Below are 19,508 nucleotides of genomic sequence, written 5' to 3'. Positions count from 1 at the left end.
AAACGAACGCCGGACCCCGAACGCGATCCGCACCCCAACCTGCATTAAGGATGTTAAGAAGCGCTTGATGTCGCAGGAGGCCTTGCGCATTTGTGCGCCATGTCAGACGCACACGGTCGATTCGACGGTCCGCCCAACGGCAAGCCGCCCAGAGAGAAGGCGTTCAACGTCCCGCTGGTCGTGCTGTTGATCGCCGTGTCGATGCCGGTGCTGTTCTACTTCCAGCGGCAGTTGCCCGACATGGGGATGAGCATGGCCTTTGCGCCTGCCGATCTGGAGCAGGGACGCTGGGGCGGACTGCTGACGGCCATGCTGCTGCACGGCGGCTGGACCCACGCCATCATGAATGCGGTCGCGGCGGTCGCTTTCGGCTCGCCGGTCGCGCGGCTGTTCGGCGTCAAGATGGGGCCGACGGTCTTCCTGCTCTTCTATGTGGCGTGCGGCGTGTTGGCCGCGCTGGGCTATGGGCTGATCCATTGGGGTTCCACAGAGCCGATGGTCGGGGCGTCGGGCGCCGTTTTCGGCCTGATCGGGGCGGCGACGCGGTTGATGGGTGGGCAGGGGCGGGTGCTGGCCCTGACCGACCGTCATGTGATCGGCGCGGCCATCGCCTGGATGGCCGTCAATGCGGTGACCGGCCTGATCGGTTATGCGCCGGGCGCCGAGGGCGCGCGCATTGCCTGGGAAGCGCATGCCGTCGGCTTCGTGGTCGGGCTGCTGGCCATCGGGCCGCTGGCGCGTCTGTTCGGCAAGGGTGTCGTTGTCGACGGTTGATCAGGGGCGTTTGCTTCCTGACGCCGGCTGAGCGATCATCGGTTCCCGAGCGGCCCTGTCGCCATTCCGGCCCTGCGGTCGTCTCTTCTATAGAGAGAAGGAGCCGCGATGTTCGTCGCCGAGATCCTCAAGACCAAGGGAAACGCCGTCTTCTCAATCGCGCCCGACCTGACGGTGACGCAGGCGTGCGCAGAACTGGAGCAGAAACGGGTCGGGGCGCTGGTCGTCTGTGACGGCGACCATGTCGTCGGGGTGTTTTCCGAGCGGGATGTGGTCAAGGCTTTGGCCGCCGATGGCGCCGGGGCGCTGGATCGCCCGGTCGCCGACTACATGACCGCCAAGGTGATCTTCGCCGAGCCGGGCGAGGAGATGTCCGTCCTGATGACCCGCATGACCGATCGGCGCATCCGCCATCTGCCGGTGATGCAGGCCAAGCGACTGGTCGGCGTCATCTCTATCGGCGACGTGGTGAAATGCCAGATCGCCGAGCACGCCCAGGAGGCGGCGAGTTTGCGGACTTACATAGCGGGCTGATGCTGCTGGTTTGTGATCATCGATCGTGAGTCTTTGAGAAAGTTTCGCGGTCTTGTCAGAATCCGCTTGCTGACAAATCGGGGTCTACGTATAGAGCCGCCTCGCTCGGAAACGGGCTGGCCGACGGGGCCGCGGGGGTGAAGATCTCCGGGGTTTCACGGAAGAGAGAAGCGAAAAACTTCTTGCTTTCATCGGTTGGTTTCACTAGGTTCCGCGCTCCAATCGAATCGCCGACGGGTTTTAAGAGGTAAGCCTCGCTTTCCTCCGGTGGTTTCTTGCGGTCTGAAGGGTTCGCTCTTCTCTCCAAAAGATCTCTGAAAAGAGCGGTTGACATGAGGTTCGGCGGTCTCTAAATCCCCGCCTCCGCCGACGACAACGGCGCTAAACAAGTCGGGCCGCTGAGGCGGTTCAGGTCTTTGACATTGTTGATTTGGAAAGAGAAACGCAGGCGGCGGTGTTCTTGCGATGACCCTAGAAGGTCATCATACGACACTGACTATCTGCGGTCTTTTTGAAAAGATACCATGCGTCGGTCTTCGGATCGATGAATGGGAACTCGTCAATAAAATACGTAGAACTAATGCCAAGACGTCCTTCGGGATGTTCTTAAGCTTAGGTCAGAAGTCAACTCAACCTGAGAGTTTGATCCTGGCTCAGAGCGAACGCTGGCGGCAGGCCTAACACATGCAAGTCGAACGAACTCTTCGGAGTTAGTGGCGGACGGGTGAGTAACACGTGGGAACGTGCCTTTAGGTTCGGAATAACTCAGGGAAACTTGTGCTAATACCGAATGTGCCCTTCGGGGGAAAGATTTATCGCCTTTAGAGCGGCCCGCGTCTGATTAGCTAGTTGGTGAGGTAAAGGCTCACCAAGGCGACGATCAGTAGCTGGTCTGAGAGGATGATCAGCCACATTGGGACTGAGACACGGCCCAAACTCCTACGGGAGGCAGCAGTGGGGAATCTTGCGCAATGGGCGAAAGCCTGACGCAGCCATGCCGCGTGAATGATGAAGGTCTTAGGATTGTAAAATTCTTTCAGTAGGGACGATAATGACGGTACCTACAGAAGAAGCCCCGGCTAACTTCGTGCCAGCAGCCGCGGTAATACGAAGGGGGCTAGCGTTGCTCGGAATTACTGGGCGTAAAGGGAGCGTAGGCGGACATTTAAGTCAGGGGTGAAATCCCGGGGCTCAACCTCGGAATTGCCTTTGATACTGGGTGTCTTGAGTATGAGAGAGGTATGTGGAACTCCGAGTGTAGAGGTGAAATTCGTAGATATTCGGAAGAACACCAGTGGCGAAGGCGACATACTGGCTCATTACTGACGCTGAGGCTCGAAAGCGTGGGGAGCAAACAGGATTAGATACCCTGGTAGTCCACGCCGTAAACGATGATTGCTAGTTGTCGGGATGCATGCATTTCGGTGACGCAGCTAACGCATTAAGCAATCCGCCTGGGGAGTACGGTCGCAAGATTAAAACTCAAAGGAATTGACGGGGGCCCGCACAAGCGGTGGAGCATGTGGTTTAATTCGAAGCAACGCGCAGAACCTTACCACCTTTTGACATGCCTGGACCGCCAGAGAGATCTGGCTTTCTCTTCGGAGACTAGGACACAGGTGCTGCATGGCTGTCGTCAGCTCGTGTCGTGAGATGTTGGGTTAAGTCCCGCAACGAGCGCAACCCTCGCCATTAGTTGCCATCATTTAGTTGGGAACTCTAATGGGACTGCCGGTGCTAAGCCGGAGGAAGGTGGGGATGACGTCAAGTCCTCATGGCCCTTACAGGGTGGGCTACACACGTGCTACAATGGCGACTACAGAGGGTTAATCCTTAAAAGTCGTCTCAGTTCGGATTGTCCTCTGCAACTCGAGGGCATGAAGTTGGAATCGCTAGTAATCGCGGATCAGCATGCCGCGGTGAATACGTTCCCGGGCCTTGTACACACCGCCCGTCACACCATGGGAGTTGGTTCTACCCGAAGGCGCTGCGCTGACCGCAAGGGGGCAGGCGACCACGGTAGGGTCAGCGACTGGGGTGAAGTCGTAACAAGGTAGCCGTAGGGGAACCTGCGGCTGGATCACCTCCTTTCTAAGGATGCTTCTCCAGACTGTCTCTCACGAGGCTGTCTATTGAGGCTCCAATAGCGAAGCGCTTCACAGCGCCGAGCACAAACGGCGGAACGCCGCCGTCTCCGTTTCTCTTTCCACTTTCGTCATCGACGCATCGACCATTCGGGTCGTTGTATTGGTGACGCGATCGCGAGCCTGGGTATTTATGACCCGGCTGTCGCTGCCATAGGCCCGTAGCTCAGGTGGTTAGAGCGTACGCCTGATAAGCGTAAGGTCGGCAGTTCGAGTCTGCCCGGGCCTACCAGGACTTCTGGTTCGCCGGGGTTCTCAGCCTCAAGACGGCATCGCCGACAGCTCTCCTGGGCTTCGCACTATTCCTGTTGGAATGGGGCCATAGCTCAGTTGGTAGAGCGCCTGCTTTGCAAGCAGGATGTCGTCGGTTCGACTCCGTCTGGCTCCACCAGGATCTTGTGATCGCATTCAAGTTTGCCGTCGGCCTCAGGGTTGGCGTGCATTGAAATCGTAAAGGAAGAACGTGACCGGCTCCCCTGAGCTTGTAGGTCTAGTTCGAGAAGAAGACATTGTCTGACAAATATCAGGCTTGGTCCCCCGGCAACTTTCCAGTCGGGCGGAATAAACCAAGCATGAGTTTTGCTGAGAAACGATCAAACGTTGAAGGGCTTCTGACGGATGCCTTGGCGTAGAGAGGCGATGAAGGACGTGGCAAGCTGCGATAAGAACCGGGGAGGCGCTAGCACCCTTTGATCCGGTTATTTCCGAATGGGGAAACCCACCTTTACAGTCTTCCAACTCTGTTTCTTCGGAGACAGCGATTGGCGGATTGTTGAAAGGTATAATGAACTGAATACATAGGTTCATTAAGCGAACCCGGGGAACTGAAACATCTCAGTACCCGGAGGAAAGGACATCAACCGAGACTCCCGTAGTAGTGGCGAGCGAACCGGGACCAGGCCAGTGCTCTTGTGAAATAAAGACGAACGATCTGGAAAGGTCGGCCATAGTGGGTGAAAGCCCCGTAGTCATCAAATAGCAAGAGACTCGAGTAGGGCGGGACACGTGAAATCCTGTCTGAACATGGGGGGACCACCCTCCAAGCCTAAGTACTCCTCTACGACCGATAGTGAACAAGTACCGTGAGGGAAAGGTGAAAAGCACCCCGACAAGGGGAGTGAAACAGATCCTGAAATCGGAAGCCTACAAGCAGTCGGAGCCCCCAAGCGGGGTGACGGCGTACCTTTTGTATAATGGGTCAGCGACTTCATGTGTCGAGCAAGCTTAAGCCGTTAGGTGTAGGCGCAGCGAAAGCGAGTCTGAATAGGGCGCTAAGTTCGACGTATGACGACCCGAAACCAGGTGATCTATCCATGAGCAGGTTGAAGGTTGGGTAACACCAACTGGAGGACCGAACCCGTGAATGTTGAAAAATTCTGGGATGACTTGTGGATAGGGGTGAAAGGCCAATCAAACCTGGACATAGCTGGTTCTCCGCGAAATCTATTTAGGTAGAGCGTCCGACGAATTCCTTGGGGGGTAGAGCACTGGATGGTTGCGGGCTGCGCGAGCGGTACCAATACTAACCAAACTCCGAATACCCAAGAGAACTATCGGGCAGACACACGGCGGGTGCTAACGTCCGTCGTGAAAAGGGAAACAACCCTAACCATCATCTAAGGCCCCCAAGTCACGGCTAAGTGGGAAACGATGTGGGATTGCTTTGACAATCAGGAGGTTGGCTTAGAAGCAGCCATCCTTTAAAGAAAGCGTAACAGCTCACTGATCAAGCGATCCTGCGCGGAAAATGTAACGGGGCTCAAGCCGTGCGCCGAAGATATGGGTTTGCAGTTTACTGCAAGCGGTAGCGGAGCGTTCCGTAGGCCGGTGAAGGTCAGGCGTGAGCCTGGCTGGAGGTATCGGAAGTGAGAATGCTGACATGAGTAACGATAGGAGTGTGAGAGACACTCCCGCCGAAAGACCAAGGGTTCCTGCGTAAAGCTAATCTGCGCAGGGTTAGTCGGCCCCTAAGGCGAGGCTGAAAAGCGTAGTCGATGGGAAGCAGGTAAATATTCCTGCACCAGCTGGAAGTGACGGATGGCTTAACTCGTACCCACTTATTGGATTGTGTGTGCGGGGGCGTTGTCCCAGGAAATAACTCCAGCAGAGACCGTACCCGAAACCGACACAGGTGGTCAGGTAGAGCATACCAAGGCGTTTGAGAGAACTATGCTGAAGGAACTCGGCAAATTGCACGCGTAACTTCGGAATAAGCGTGACTCACCCTGGGCAACCAGGACTGAGTGGCACAAGCCAGGGGGTAGCGACTGTTTAGCAAAAACACAGGGCTCTGCGAAGCAGCAATGCGACGTATAGGGTCTGACGCCTGCCCGGTGCCTGAAGGTTAAAGGGAGTTGTGAAAGCGACGAACTGAAGCCCAGGTAAACGGCGGCCGTAACTATAACGGTCCTAAGGTAGCGAAATTCCTTGTCGGGTAAGTTCCGACCTGCACGAATGGCGTAACGACTTCCCCACTGTCTCCAGCATAGGCTCAGTGAAATTGAATTCCCCGTGAAGATGCGGGGTTCCCGCGGTCAGACGGAAAGACCCTATGAACCTTTACTATAGCTTCGCCTTGGCGTTAGCGACCGTATGTGTAGGATAGGTGGGAGACTATGAAACCGGGGCGCCAGCTCTGGTGGAGTCGTCCTTGAAATACCACCCTTACTGTCGTTGACGTCTAACCGAGGGCCGTTATCCGGTCCCGGGACATGGCGTGGTGGGTAGTTTGACTGGGGCGGTCGCCTCCTAAAGTGTAACGGAGGCGCGCGATGGTGGGCTCAGACCGGTCGGAAATCGGTCGTCGAGTGCAATGGCATAAGCCCGCCTGACTGCGAGACTGACAAGTCGAGCAGAGACGAAAGTCGGCCATAGTGATCCGGTGGTCCCGAGTGGAAGGGCCATCGCTCAACGGATAAAAGGTACTCTAGGGATAACAGGCTGATTTTGCCCAAGAGTCCATATCGACGGCAAAGTTTGGCACCTCGATGTCGGCTCATCACATCCTGGGGCTGGAGCAGGTCCCAAGGGTATGGCTGTTCGCCATTTAAAGTGGTACGTGAGCTGGGTTCAGAACGTCGTGAGACAGTTTGGTCCCTATCTGCCGTGGGTGTTCGAAGCTTGAGAGGATCTGTCCCTAGTACGAGAGGACCGGGATGGACATACCTCTGGTGTACCTGTCATGGCGCCAGCTGTGCAGCAGGGTAGCTAAGTATGGAATAGATAACCGCTGAAAGCATCTAAGCGGGAAACTAACCTCAAAACAAGGCTTCGCTGAGGATCGTGGAAGACTACCACGTTGATAGGCCAGGTGTGGAAGTGGGGCGACCCATGAAGCTTACTGGTACTAATAATCCGATCGGTTTGATCGTTTCTCAGCAAAACTCATTCGATGGTTGCTCCTTGACCGAAGCAACCTCAGACAATGTCTTCTTCTCATCCTTGTTCAAGCTACCGCGCCTTAGCGCTGCTTGAGCTTGGATGTCTTCTTGCTCGCTCTATCGGCCCTAGGCCTACCTGAGAGCGATCGGCCTCATGTAGCGCGAAAGCGCGATAGGCCCAGCAAGACGTTCATGTGTGCTTGGTTGACCTGGTGACTATGTCGGAGGTTCCCCACCCGATCCCATTCCGAACTCGGTCGTTAAGCCCTCCAGAGCCAATGGTACTTCGTCTCAAGGCGCGGGAGAGTAGGTCGTCGCCGGGTCTACCAAGCACACATGATATTTGCCCTAACGCGCTTCGCGCTACTTGAGGGCATCTTCTCGAACCGTTCTTCCTTCACGATACTACCGTTTGCCGCGGGATGGAGCAGCCCGGTAGCTCGTCAGGCTCATAACCTGAAGGTCGTAGGTTCAAATCCTACTCCCGCACCCAAACTTCAACAAAGCCCCACAGTCCCAGACTGTGGGGCTTTGTGCGTTCCGAAACCGCCCATGACGCACAAAGGCTCGGCTAAATGCCGTGATCGCCGGCGGCTTCCTCACGCCCGCGACCGAGCCTGGAGACGCCGATACAGGATCCGCGTCTCCAGAAGATTGGCGATCCGAAGCGCAACCTCGACAACGTCGAACGGCTTGCTGACAAAGTCCTTGGCCCCCAAAGACAACGCTCGACGCCGCGCTGAGGCCGTCGAATCAGCCGTCAGGATAGATGCCGAACACACGCGCAAGTGGCGTAAGTTCAGTCGCTGCAATTAATAGAAAAAAACATTTCATTTAAGGCTGGCGTTTCCGATCCAGCTGCGTAAAGTTCCGTCTACAGCCCGCATCAGACGGGTAGGGGTGGGAGGAAAGGCCGCGAAGCGGCGCACATCCCGATTGATCAGACTGGGCGTTCGCCCAATTCGGCCGCGAAAGCGGCCGCAGGCTTAATCATGCGCTGTTGGGGGCGCGACGGGAGGGGTGTCTATGTTGAATCCACGGTGTGGTCGTGCCGGAAGCTTGATGGCGGGGGCTTCGGCTCTGGCGTTGGGTCTTGTTCTGACTGTCGGCGCCTCAGGGGCGTCGGCGCAGTCTGCGCAGGACGAACCGGTCCAGACCAATGACGGCGACGCCGCCACGGTCGACGAGGTCGTCGTCACGGGCATTCGTGGGGCGCTGCGATCGGCACAGGCCATCAAGCGCAACGCCGACACGGTCGTCGATTCGATCACGGCCACCGACATCGGTTCCTTCCCCGACAAGTCCGTGGCCGAGGCGCTTCAGCGCGTCGCCGGCGTGACCGTCAACCGCTATGCGGCGACGTCGGACACCACCCACTTCTCCAACGAACCGTCCGGCGTGATCGTGCGCGGCCTGCAGCAGGTGCGTTCCGAGTTCAACGGCCGCGACACCTTCAGCGCCAACTCCTCGCGCGGGTTGAGCTGGGGCGATATTTCGCCAGAGCTGATGTCCGGCGTCGATACCTACAAGAACCAGACCGCCGAACTGATCGAAGGCGGCATCGCCGGCACGATCAACCTGCGGACCCGCGTGCCTTTCGATTCGCCAGGCCAGTTGAAGGCCATGACGGTGACGGGCAACTACGGCAGTCTGGCCGAGAAGCTGACGCCGGAAGTTTCCGCCATCTTCAGCGACCGTTACGACACCCCGATCGGTGAGTTCGGGATCATGGCGAACCTCGCCTATTCCGAACTGGCGAGCGTTTCCGAAAGCGCCCAGTACGGTCGCATGGGGATCTTCGAGAACGTCACCGCCTTTGGCGGCGGCACGAAGTATATTCCGGCCTGGTATCGCGTCGGCACGACCGACTTCGACCGCACCCGTCAGGGCATCGCCCTTGCCGGTCAGTTCCGCGACACCTCGGGCAAGTTCGAAGCCACGCTGCAGTACAATCGCTCGACCTACGAAAACGTCTGGCACGAGCGCTCGGTGCAGGGCAGCGCATTCAGCCTGTTCGCCCAGCCGACCGATTTCCGCATCACCAACGCCAATGTGGACAACTTCATCAAGCAGGCCCCAGGCACGAGCTTCACCTTCGACGACGAGGGCAACTTCGAAACCGGTGTGATGAATTCGCCGCTGGGCTGGGTCGGCAATCCGTTCGACGGCACCAACCCGCGCTTCTCGATCGGCCAGACCTCCGACGGCGCGCCGATCATCAACCCCTGCTATAGCTGGAACGTCACCGACAACTGCGCCCCGGAAGTGCGCGGCGGCGAGGTCTCGACCAGCACCCGCTACAACCGCAACAAGCAGATGACCGAAGATATCGGTTTGAAGCTGCGTTACAACGCCAGCGACAGCCTGAGCTTCTCGGCCGACGTTCAGTATGTGAATGCGACCGTGACGAACCTGGATCAGGACATCAGCCAGGTCGCCTACGCCAATATCGGCCTGGACGCGACGGGCGAGCATCCGACCATGGCGTTCACGCCCGGCACCAACAACAACTACGCCGCCGGTTTCCTGTCCAATCCGAACGCCTGGCGCTTCAACAACGTCAACGACCACACAGAAGACAGCGAGGGCAGCCAGTTCGCGATCCGTGGCGACATGGAATACAAGTTCGAAAGCGGCGGCTGGCTGGACAGCCTGCGTGCGGGCGTTCGCTATGCGGACCGGGATCAGACCGTGCGTTGGAGCGCCTACAACTGGGCGGGCGTCGCGGTCGCCTGGGGATGTGACGGCGCCAACAGCCCTGCGACCAACTATCTCTGGTACAACGCCGATCGCACGGCTCCGGCGGCAGGCGTGAACGGCGACTGCAACGCCTCCACGCCGAACACCAACTTCCGCGGCTGGAGCCCCAATCTGACCGACGTGCGCGACTTCCCCGGCGGCTTCGGCGGTCTGGTCGGCGGCGGGCCTTATTCCTTCTTCAATATGGACATTCTGGAGAGCCACGACCGGTTCTCGGACGAGTTCGAATACAACCGCGCCGGCGTCGGCGCCTCGCGTTGGGCTCCGGTCTGTCGCCGCGTCGGCGAGGTGGACGGCTGCTACCTGCCGCAGGAAATCGCCAAGATCCAGGAAGAGACCCAGGCCGCCTACGTCATGCTGAAGTTCGGCGGCCCGGAAACCCGGATCGGCGGCTACCGTGTATCGGGCAACATCGGTGCGCGTTACATCGAAACGAAGGACACCAGCGAAGGCGCCTTGATCCACGCCGATCTGTTGCGTTCGACGTCGCTGGACTGTCGTGCGAACACGCCGCCGGTCGGGCAACCTCCGTCGCCCAACCGCGTGCCCAACACCATCGGCTGCTACATCAGCGCTCAGGACATCGCTTACGCCGACGGTCTGGCGTCGCCGTCGACGATCGAAGCCAACCACAAGAACTTCCTGCCCAGCTTCAATCTGCGCGTCGATCTGAACGATACCTGGCTGATGCGCTTCGCGGCGTCGCGGGCCATGTCGCGGCCGGATATCGGCTATCTGAAGAATTATCAGCAGATTTCGATCAGCCTGCCGAGCACGGACGACAACACCGATCCGCGTTGGGTCAAGGATGCTTCGGGTACGATCGTCGGCGTCAATCCGCGCTACACGGCGGACTCGTATAATCCGAACCTGAAGCCGGTGACGGCCGATCAGTTCGACCTGACGCTGGAGAACTACTTCTCCGATACGGGGTCGTTCTCGATCGCGCTCTTCTACAAGAAGTTCAACGATTACATCCAGTACGGCACCTTCGATCAGCAGACGACGATCAACGGCGTGACCCGGAACGTGCTGGTGCGCGGCCCGGCCAACAGCGACGGTGCGTCGATGCAGGGTGTCGAGGTCGCGTTCCAGACCTTCTTCAACTTTCTGCCCGATCCGTTCGATGGTTTGGGCCTGCAGGCGAACTTCACCTATGTGGAGAATACCGGCATCAGCAACGCCAACCTGACCAATACGTCGAACGGCGGAACCGCCGGGACGGCGGGTGGCGGCGTCAACCAGGCGGACGACAGCATTTCGGTCGATCGTCTGGAGGGGATGTCCGACTATGCGTTCAACCTGGTCGGTATGTATGAGAAGGGCGATTGGTCGGCGCGTCTGGCCTACAATTGGCGCTCGGAGTTCCTGCTGACGGCGGTCGATTGCTGCATCGGTGTGCCGGTGTGGTCGGAAGCGGCCGGTTATCTGGACGCCACCGTGCGCTACAAGGTCAACGACAATGCCGAGCTGAGCTTCCAGGCGTCCAACCTGCTGGATACGGAGTCTGTCCTGACCCAGCAGCTGACGGATGCCGAGGACGGCGGACTGCGCAAGGACTATTCCTGGAACCGCACCGACCGCCGTTACATGGTGACGCTGCGACTGAAGTACTGATGGCTTGAGAGTGCGCCCCGTTGATGCGGGGCGCACCGATCATCGCGCGGAGCCGGAGAATGCAGCCCTATCCTGAGAACGGCGCTCCGAAATCCATCGTCATATTGGGCGGGGGAACGGCGGGGTGGATGACCGCCGTTGCGCTGAGCAACCATCTCGGCGGGCGCGGATCGTCCAAGCCTGTCGCTATCCGATTGGTTGAATCCGACGACATCGGTATCGTCGGTGTGGGCGAGGCGACCTTGCCCGCCATTCGCGAGTTCAACGCCTTCGCCGGTGTGGACGAGGCCGAGATGCTGGCCGCGACGAACGGGACCTACAAGCTCGGCATCGAGTTCGTCGATTGGGGCCGGGTCGGCAACCGCTACGTCCATCCGTTCGGGGCGCACGGCCGACCGATCGGCGGTGTGGATTTCGTCCATCACTGGACGCGGGCGCGGCTGGCGGGAGAAGCCGTCGGAGCCATCGACGACTATTCCTACGCCATCGAAGCCTGCCGTCAGAACCGCTTTCAGCCGCCCTCCAAGGATATGGCTGCGGTCGAGTCGACCTACAGCTACGCCTATCATTTCGACGCGGGCCTCTATTCGCGGTTCCTGAGGAGCATCGCGGAACGGCGCTGCGTCGTGCGGACCGAGGGCAAGGTCGAGGCGGTCGAACGCGAGGGCGACCGGATCACGGCCTTGCGGCTGGCGTCCGGCGAGCGGATAGCGGGCGACCTGTTCATCGATTGCAGCGGGTTTCGCGCCGTGGCCATCGGCTCTCAGCCGGACGACGCCTGGGAAGACTGGACCCAATGGCTGCCGTGCGACCGCGCGGTGGCGGTTCCGTGCGCGCGGTCGGACGACTTCTCGCCCTACACCCGATCCACCGCCGACACCGCGGGCTGGCGCTGGCGCATTCCGCTGCAGCACCGGACGGGTAACGGCTATGTCTATTCCAGCGCCCATATCTCGGACGACGAGGCGGCGGCTGTTCTGCTGGCGAACCTGGACGGCGAGGCGCTGGCGGATCCCCGGCCGTTGCGATTCAAGTCTGGACGGCGCCGCGCGTCGTGGAACGGCAACTGCGTGGCGGTGGGCCTGTCGAGCGGGTTTCTGGAGCCGCTGGAATCGACCAGCATCTATCTGATTCAGGCCGCCGTGACCTATCTGGTCAAATACTGGCCGGGCGCCGAGGCCGGGCAGGCCGTGCTGCGGAACGCGTTCAACCAGGCCATCGATTTCGAATACGACCGGGTGCGCGATTTCCTGATCCTGCACTACTGGCTGAACGAGAGGCCCGAGCCATTGTGGCGTCGCTGTCGCGAGACGCCGCCGCCGGAAAGTCTGATCGAGATCGTCGATCTGTTCCGCAAGCGGGGACTGGCGCCATCGCGGCGCAACGGCCTGTTCGCGGCGCCCAGCTGGATTTCGGTGCTGACGGGACAGGGGTTGTCGCCGGAAGGCTACGATCGTCTGGCGGATCACACGCCGTTCGAGGCCTCGCTGGCGGCAATGACAGGCGAACGCGCGCAGATCGTGCGTGGCGTGGCGGGGATGACGACGCACGCTGACTATGTCGGCCGTCACGCTGCCGGGATGGCCGCCTGATGGGCCGGCCGGTGTCGCGGATCGTCATGGTCGGGGCAGGCGTAGACGCCTGGCTGTCGGCCCTGGGTCTGGCGCGCGCGGTCGCGGCGCTTGGCGTCCAGATCGAGGTGCTGGAGACGCCGAACGATCCGACGCCGATCGCCCTGGATGTCCTACCGGCCGTCAAGGCTTTGCACCGCATCCTGGGCGTGGACGAGCGCGAGATCGTTCGGTCGTGCGCAGCTGTGCCAGTCGCAGGGCAGAGGTTCAGCGACTGGACCGAGGGCGAGGGCTTCTTCGTTCACGCCTATGCCCAGGTCGGCGAGACGGCTTCGCACATGGATTTCCTTCAGCACTGGCTGAGGGCGCGCGGGCGGGGAATGCCGGCCCGGTTCAGCGATTTCAGCCGGGGCGGGGCGGCCGTGATCAAGCGTCGGGCGCCGCCGTTGCGGGGAGATTGGGTCGGCGCCGACTACGGCTACCATCTGGACGGGGCCGCCTATGTCGATCTGCTGCGGCGCAAGGCCTTGGCGCTGGGCGTCACGACGCGGCCGGTTCAACAGGTCGCGGTGGTCTGGGAAGGCGGTCGGATCGTGCGGCTGGACCTGGGCGAAAGCGGCGAGGCGCAGGCCGACCTCTACATCGACGCGACGGGCGCCGAGGCGAAGCTGATCGGCGAGGCGGGTCCATGGGAGGACGGGTCGGCGTGGTTTCCGTTCCGCCGACTGGCGACGTTCGTTGCGCCGCGTGCGGGGCCGCTGGAAGCCGTAACCGATGTGCTGGCCTGGGCGGCGGGCTGGGTCTGCGTCGTCGATCTTCAGGACCGGCGTGTCCTGCAATGCGCCTTCGACGAGACGGTCGCCGGGATCGACGCCGTCGAGGCGCGGATGGCCGAGCTGATAGGGGCGCCAGTGCAGCGCGTCTCGGATCAGGCGCTGACGCCTGGCCTGCGTCAGGGCTGGATCGGCAACTGTGTGGCGCTCGGGCGATCAGGCGTTCGAGCCGACATGCTGGACGGCGGCTGGCTGCATGGGCTTCAGGTCGGATTGACGCATCTGGTGACCCTGTTTCCGACGGACGACGACATGGCGGCCGAGGCGCGGGCGTTCAACGCCGCCGTCCGCCGTCATGCCGAGGCCCTGAGAGATTTTCAGGCGGCGCATTATCGCCTGGCCAAGCGGCCGGAGCCGTCCTGGCGTGCGGCGGCGGACGTCGCCCCGCCAGCGTCGCTGGCCGAGCGGCTGGAGCTGTTCGCCCTGCGCGGGGCGCTCGGGATGTTCGAGGACGAGACGTTCCAGGCCGACAACTGGCGCATGATGCTGCTGGGGCATGGGCTGATCCCGACCGATCCCGATCCGGGTGCGGCTGCTCTGGACGATTCAGTCGAGCTGCCGCGCCTGCACGGCTTCATGCAGTCGCTGATCAACGAGGTCGGGGCTTTGCCGACGGTCGAGGCCTGGATCGACGCGAGGCGGGCGGCATGAGCGAGATCCGACGCATCGTGGTGGTCGGCGGGGGCACGGCGGGCTGGATGGCCGCCGCCGCCCTGGCCAAGACCCTGGGCACGCGCGAGCGCGAGATCGTGCTGATCGAGTCCGAACAGATCGGCACGGTCGGGGTGGGCGAGGCCACCATCCCGATGATTCTGATGTTCAACCGCGTGCTGGGCATCGACGAGGATCAGTTCATCCGCGAGACGCGCGCGACCTTCAAACTGGGCATCGAATTCGTCGACTGGCGCAGGCTGGGTCACAGCTATTTTCACCCGTTCGGTCTGTATGGGGCGGACATGGACGGCGTGCCGTTTCAGCATTTCTGGCTGAGGCATCAGGCGAACGGCGGCGAGGCTGACCACGGCCGTTTCAACGCCGAGACCCTGGCCGCGCGCGAGAACCGCTTCATGCGTGTGCCGCCCGAGCAGACGCAGCGCCTGCCCCGCATCAACTACGCCTTCCAGTTCGACGCCGGCCTGTATGCCGCCTTCCTGAGGCGATATGCCGAGAACCTGGGCGTCGTCCGTCAGGAGGGGCGGATCGTCGATGTGACCCGCCACGGCGAGAGCGGTGAGGTGACGGCGGTCGTACTGGACGATGGAAAAGCGGTCGAAGGCGACTTCTTCATCGACTGCTCGGGTTTTCGCGCCCTGCTGATCGGCGAGACGCTGGGGGTCGGGTTCGAGGACTGGACCCATTGGTTGCCGGCCAACCGGGCCGCCGCCGTGCCGTGCCAGTCGGCGGGCGAGTTGACGCCGTTCACGCGGGCGACAGCGCGCGAGGCCGGTTGGCAGTGGCGCATTCCCTTGCAGCACCGGATCGGCAACGGCTACGTCTTCAGCGACGCCTTCCTGTCCGAGGACGAGGCCTGTCGGTTGCTGATGGAGCGGCTGGACGGCGAGGCGCTGGCCGAACCGCGCATCCTGCGGTTCCAGGCGGGGCGGCGTGTTCGGACCTGGGACCGAAACGTGGTGGCCCTGGGTCTGTCGAGCGGGTTCCTGGAGCCGCTGGAATCCACCAGCATCCATCTGGTCCAGGCCGGGATCGCCAAACTACTGGCCCACTTCCCGACACGACGCAGCGAGCCGCTGCTGGCGGCGAAATACAGTCGCGAAATGTCGGAGGAATACGACAGTATCCGCGACTTCCTGATCGCCCATTACAAGCTGACCGAGCGGGACGACACGCCGTTCTGGCGGCACTGCCGCGACATGGCGATCCCGGATTCCCTGGCCGAGCGGCTGGAGATTTTCCGCAGCCGGGGGGAGGTTCTGGTCGGCCAGCAGGAGCTGTTCAAGGAAACCAACTGGTTCGCCGTGCTGATCGGCCAGGGGCTGATGCCGCACGGGCGTCACCCCGTCGCTGACACCGTCGACGAGGCGACGTTGGCGCGGACGCTGAACCATATTCGCGGGGCTGTGGCCGAGCGCGTGGCGGGCATGCCGCCGCACGAACGCTATCTGCGCGACGCCCGTCTTTCACAGAATTCGACGCCCCTGGGCATCGTCTGATTTTCGTTCGTTTTCGAGGAGCCGCCATGTTCAATCGCCGCCAGATACTCGCCGCAGGGGCCGTCGCCGCCGCCGTGCCCGGAACCTTCGCCTGCGCCACGACCGGAGGCGCGGCCGGCGCGTCCGGCTTCGTGCGTCGCGATGGCATGGGTCTGACGCTGAACGGCAAGGCCTATCGGTTCGCCGGGGCCAACGCCTGGTATCTGCCGTGGCTGGGCGCCGACGCCGACTATGGCGATCACGGGCGGCTGACGCGCGAACTGGACCGGCTGAACGACGACGGCGTAAACAACATCCGCGTGTCGGCCTCGGCCGAACTGTCGCCGCTGAAGAACTCGGTGCGGCCCGCCTTCCGCGACCGTGGGACGGACTACAATGAGACCCTGCTGGTCGGACTGGATCGCACCCTGTCGGAGATGGGGCGGCGGAACATGAAGGCGGTGCTGTATCTGACCAACTTCTGGGAGTGGTCGGGCGGGATGATGACCTATCTGTCGTGGGTCAACGGCGGTCGCTACATCAACATGAACGACCCGGCGCACCCCTGGCCGGAGTTCGCGGACATGAACGCCGACTTCTATCGCAGCGCCGAGGCGGTGGGCCTATATCACGACTATATCCGAGCCGTGGTGGGACGCACCAATACCCTGACCGGCAAGCGCTACGCCGACGACCCCACCATCATGTCCTGGCAGTTGTCGAACGAGCCGCGCGCGGCCGGCGCCGCCGACAAGGTGCGCCAGAACCAGCCGGCCTTCCTGACCTGGGTCAACGATACGGCCCGCCTGATCAAGTCCATCGCGCCCAACCAACTGGTCTCGACCGGCAGCGAGGGGCTGAAGGGTTCGGGCGAGCAGGCCGACATCGTCGTGGACACCCACCGTTCGCCGGACATCGACTATGTCACCGCCCACATCTGGCCCGGCAACTGGGGCTGGCTGGATCGCCAGAACATGGCCCAGACCCACGACCGCGCCTGCGCCCTGACGGCCGAATACATCGCCCAGCACGTCGAGATGTCCAAGGGCCTGAACAAGCCGTTGATCATCGAGGAGTTCGGCTATCCGCGCGACGGCGACCTGTATGATCCGGCCGTGCCGACCACGCTGAGGGATGGCTTCTACGACACCATCTATGCGGCGGCGCTGGCCGATGCGCGGGCGGGCGGTCCCATCGTGGGCACCAACTTCTGGGCCTGGAACGGCGAGGGACGGGCGGCGCATGCTGACTTCCGCTTCAAGTCCGGCGACACGGCCTGGCTGGGCGATCCGCCGCACGAGCCGCAGGGCTGGTATGGGGTGTTCGATGCGGACGCCTCGACGCGGCAGCGCATTCGCGCCAACGCCGCCGCCATGTCGGCGCTGAGCGTGTGAAGCCTATGGCGGGGCGCGAAAATCTAGTCGCGGCCCGCCTGCATCAAGATGGCGTCGGACGGCAGCAGTTGGTCGAGGAAGGGCAGGATGGCCGCGCCGATGGCAGGCGCATCCTGTGCGATGACGGCCGGCATGATCTTGGGCCGCGAGGGCAGGGCGATCCGGCCCAGCGCGTCGCCCAGGCCCGAGGCCAGCCGTTCGATCAGCGGCGCGGGCAGGCGCCCGCCGATCAGCACGGCGTCGGGATCGATCAGGCAGGCCAGACCGACCAGTGGCAGGGTCAGCGACCGGATGGAATCCGCCAGCCACGTCTCCACGACGGTCGCGACGACCGCCGTCGGGGTCTCCAGATCGTCGATGGAGGGCGATGCCACGCCGGCCTTCTCCAACCGCTCAAGAAGAGCGGACATGGAGACCGTGTCCTGGACGATGGCCCCCGGCGCGTCGGCCGTGGGGTCCGGCATCAGGCCGATCTCGCCGCTGCGCGAGGCGGCGCCGCGATGATAGCTGCGATCGATCACCAGACCGCCGCCCAAGCCGGCGCTGATCAGCAGATAGAAGAAGCTGGGATTGTCGAAGGCGGTGCCGTATTCGGCTTCGCCCAGGGCCGCCGCCGCCGCGTCGTTGTCGCAGTGGATCGGCCAGGGCATCAGGGCCGCCAGATCCTGATCGATGGCCGTATCGTTCCAGCGGTCGTAGCCTTCCGGCCGGTGCGCCAGGCTGATCCGGCCCAGGTCGTCAGGGATGGCGACGCCGACGCCGAGGATGCGCGACCGCTCGACCCCGCCCGAGGCGATCAGGTCGTCCAGGCTTTGGCGCACGAAGTCGATCACCGCGTCAGGCATGGCGAAGGCGATCTCGCGCGATACGCGGCTACGCACCACGCCTTCCAGATCCAGGGTGACGAGGGTCAGGTGATCGCGGTCGATGTTCAGCCCGATGCTGAAGGCGCCCTCGGCCACGACACGCAGCTTCAACGCCGGATGGCCACGTACGCCCTTGCGGCGGCTGGCGACGGTGACCAGGCCCATTTCCGTCAGGCGATGGGTGATGTTGGCGATGGTCGGCGCGGTCAGGCCGGTCTGCTGCGAAATCTCGATCCGCGTCACGTCGGGCTGAAGCCGGATGGCCTGAAGCACGGTGCGAAGATTGTAGTCGCCGGCCCGAACCAGATTCGTGCCAGACAACGTGCCCGAAAGGGTGCGCGACGGTCGCGCCTCGCGCCCCTCGGGAGCGCTGGTTTCGGACGCGGCGGAGGGCATTTCGGGACGTTTGGCTGTCATGAACTCGTGCAGCGATTTTTCGAGCGAAATCTCTGGCTCGTGAATGTTCAAGATACAAGAAAATCGGATAAGTAAAACAAATTGACTTTTCTTGCTTCGCCACCGTTTTCGGCTTCGGCGCAGAGAAGGTCTCAGTGGGGTGATTAGATGATTCAGATTGGCGTGGATTTTGGCGGGACCAAGATCGAGGCTGCGGCGCTGAATGGGGCGGGGGACTTTCTGACGCGTCTGCGCACGCCCAATCCGGGCGGTTACGATGCGGCGATCCGCGACGTGCGCGACCTGATCCTGAAGGTCGAGGAAGACACGGGGCGTCAGGGCACCATCGGCATCGGCGCGCCCGGTTCTCCGTCGCCGCGCGATGGCATGATGCGCAACGCCAACGCCACCTTCCTGAATGGACGGCCCTTCCAGCAGGATCTGGAGGCGGCCCTAGGCCGTGCCGTGCGTCTGGCCAACGATGCGAACTGCATGGCTCTGTCGGAAGCGTTCGACGGGGCGGCGGCGGGCGCGCGTTCGGCCTTCGGCGTCATCGTCGGCACGGGCGTCGGCGGCGGTCTGGTCGTCGATGGCAAGATCGTCGAGGGAGCCAACGGTATGGGCGGCGAGATGGGCCATATCTCCCTGCCGTGGATGACGCCGGAGGAATATCCGGGGCCGGAATGCTGGTGCGGCAAGCGGGGCTGCCTGGAGACCCTGGTGTCCGGCACCGGCCTGCGCCGGGATCATGAGCGCCGGACGGGTCAGGCGTTGGAGGCGCCGGCGGTGATCGAGGCGGCGCGGGCGGGTGAGGCCCAGGCCCAGGCGACGCTGGACGCCTATGTCAGCCGGTTGGGGCGGGCACTGGCGATGATCGTCAATATCGTCGATCCCGAGGTGTTCGTCCTGGGCGGCGGCATGTCGAACGTGACCGAAATCTACGACCGATTGCCGGAAGTCATATCCGCCCATGCGTTCGGCGGCGCCTGGCAGGGAAGGGTGGTCCAGGCGCGCTGGGGCGATTCTTCCGGCGTGCGCGGCGCCGCCCGGCTGTGGAGCTGACGGCAGTCGATCGATGACGCGCAACCG

Annotated in this window: 9 protein-coding genes, 3 tRNA genes and 3 rRNA genes; 14 read left to right on the top strand and 1 reads right to left on the bottom strand. The window is 62.2% G+C overall.

Annotated features, from left to right (window positions below):
• Window positions 1-99 precede the first annotated feature (99 nt).
• The 13 genes from ACQY72_RS05020 (at window position 100) to ACQY72_RS04960 (ending at window position 17,157) form a co-directional block, all read left to right on the top strand.
• A complete protein-coding gene (locus tag ACQY72_RS05020) occupies window positions 100-774 on the top strand; it encodes a rhomboid family intramembrane serine protease (RefSeq protein WP_428156161.1) in 675 nt (224 codons plus the stop codon).
• A gap of 108 nt (window positions 775-882) precedes the next feature.
• Window positions 883-1,308 (top strand): CBS domain-containing protein, encoded by a 426-nt coding sequence (locus ACQY72_RS05015; RefSeq protein WP_428156160.1) that lies wholly within the window; start codon window positions 883-885, stop codon window positions 1,306-1,308.
• 630 nt (window positions 1,309-1,938) lie between these two features.
• A 16S ribosomal RNA gene (locus ACQY72_RS05010) occupies window positions 1,939-3,399 on the top strand.
• Between the two features lie 208 nt (window positions 3,400-3,607).
• A tRNA-Ile gene (locus ACQY72_RS05005) sits at window positions 3,608-3,684 on the top strand.
• 83 nt (window positions 3,685-3,767) lie between these two features.
• A tRNA-Ala gene (locus ACQY72_RS05000) sits at window positions 3,768-3,843 on the top strand.
• A gap of 200 nt (window positions 3,844-4,043) precedes the next feature.
• A 23S ribosomal RNA gene (locus tag ACQY72_RS04995) occupies window positions 4,044-6,823 on the top strand.
• A gap of 217 nt (window positions 6,824-7,040) precedes the next feature.
• Window positions 7,041-7,155, top strand: a 5S ribosomal RNA gene (gene rrf, locus ACQY72_RS04990).
• The 16S, 23S and 5S rRNA genes sit together here with 3 tRNA genes alongside, the layout of an rRNA operon.
• Before the next feature lie 93 nt (window positions 7,156-7,248).
• Window positions 7,249-7,325, top strand: a tRNA-Met gene (locus ACQY72_RS04985).
• Window positions 7,326-7,894: 569 nt separating this feature from the next.
• Window positions 7,895-11,209: a TonB-dependent receptor gene (locus tag ACQY72_RS04980; RefSeq protein ID WP_428156159.1), complete on the top strand. Its 3,315-nt coding sequence runs from the start codon at window positions 7,895-7,897 to the stop codon at window positions 11,207-11,209.
• A 59-nt stretch (window positions 11,210-11,268) separates the two neighbouring features.
• Window positions 11,269-12,801, top strand: a complete 1,533-nt coding sequence (locus tag ACQY72_RS04975; RefSeq protein ID WP_428156158.1) for a tryptophan halogenase family protein — start codon at window positions 11,269-11,271, stop codon at window positions 12,799-12,801.
• On the top strand, window positions 12,801-14,264 hold the full coding sequence (locus ACQY72_RS04970; RefSeq protein ID WP_428156157.1) for a tryptophan 7-halogenase: 1,464 nt from the start codon (window positions 12,801-12,803) through the stop codon (window positions 14,262-14,264). The genes ACQY72_RS04975 and ACQY72_RS04970 overlap by 1 nt, the downstream gene beginning before the upstream one ends.
• Complete coding sequence (locus ACQY72_RS04965; protein ID WP_428156156.1) at window positions 14,261-15,784, top strand: tryptophan halogenase family protein; 1,524 nt, start codon at window positions 14,261-14,263, stop codon at window positions 15,782-15,784. The genes ACQY72_RS04970 and ACQY72_RS04965 overlap by 4 nt, the downstream gene beginning before the upstream one ends.
• Window positions 15,785-15,810: 26 nt before the next feature.
• Window positions 15,811-17,157 carry a glycoside hydrolase 5 family protein gene (locus tag ACQY72_RS04960; protein WP_428156155.1) on the top strand — a complete coding sequence of 449 codons (1,347 nt, stop codon included), beginning with the start codon at window positions 15,811-15,813 and terminating at the stop codon, window positions 17,155-17,157.
• Window positions 17,158-17,180: 23 nt separating this feature from the next.
• On the opposite strand, the gene ACQY72_RS04955 is transcribed toward ACQY72_RS04960, so the two are convergent.
• A complete protein-coding gene (locus ACQY72_RS04955) occupies window positions 17,181-18,440 on the bottom strand; it encodes an ROK family protein (RefSeq protein ID WP_428156154.1) in 1,260 nt (419 codons plus the stop codon).
• Between the two features lie 147 nt (window positions 18,441-18,587).
• Between ACQY72_RS04955 and ACQY72_RS04950 the strand changes: the two genes are divergently transcribed.
• Window positions 18,588-19,481, top strand: coding sequence for an ROK family protein (locus ACQY72_RS04950; RefSeq protein ID WP_428156153.1), 894 nt, complete (start codon window positions 18,588-18,590; stop codon window positions 19,479-19,481).
• The last annotated feature ends 27 nt before the right edge of the window (window positions 19,482-19,508 follow it).

Origin of the sequence: Brevundimonas sp. (genome assembly GCF_965279155.1) — a bacterium.
In the GTDB taxonomy this organism is placed as follows: Bacteria; Pseudomonadota; Alphaproteobacteria; order Caulobacterales; family Caulobacteraceae; genus Brevundimonas.
This window is presented reverse-complemented; position numbering and strand designations above follow the sequence as displayed.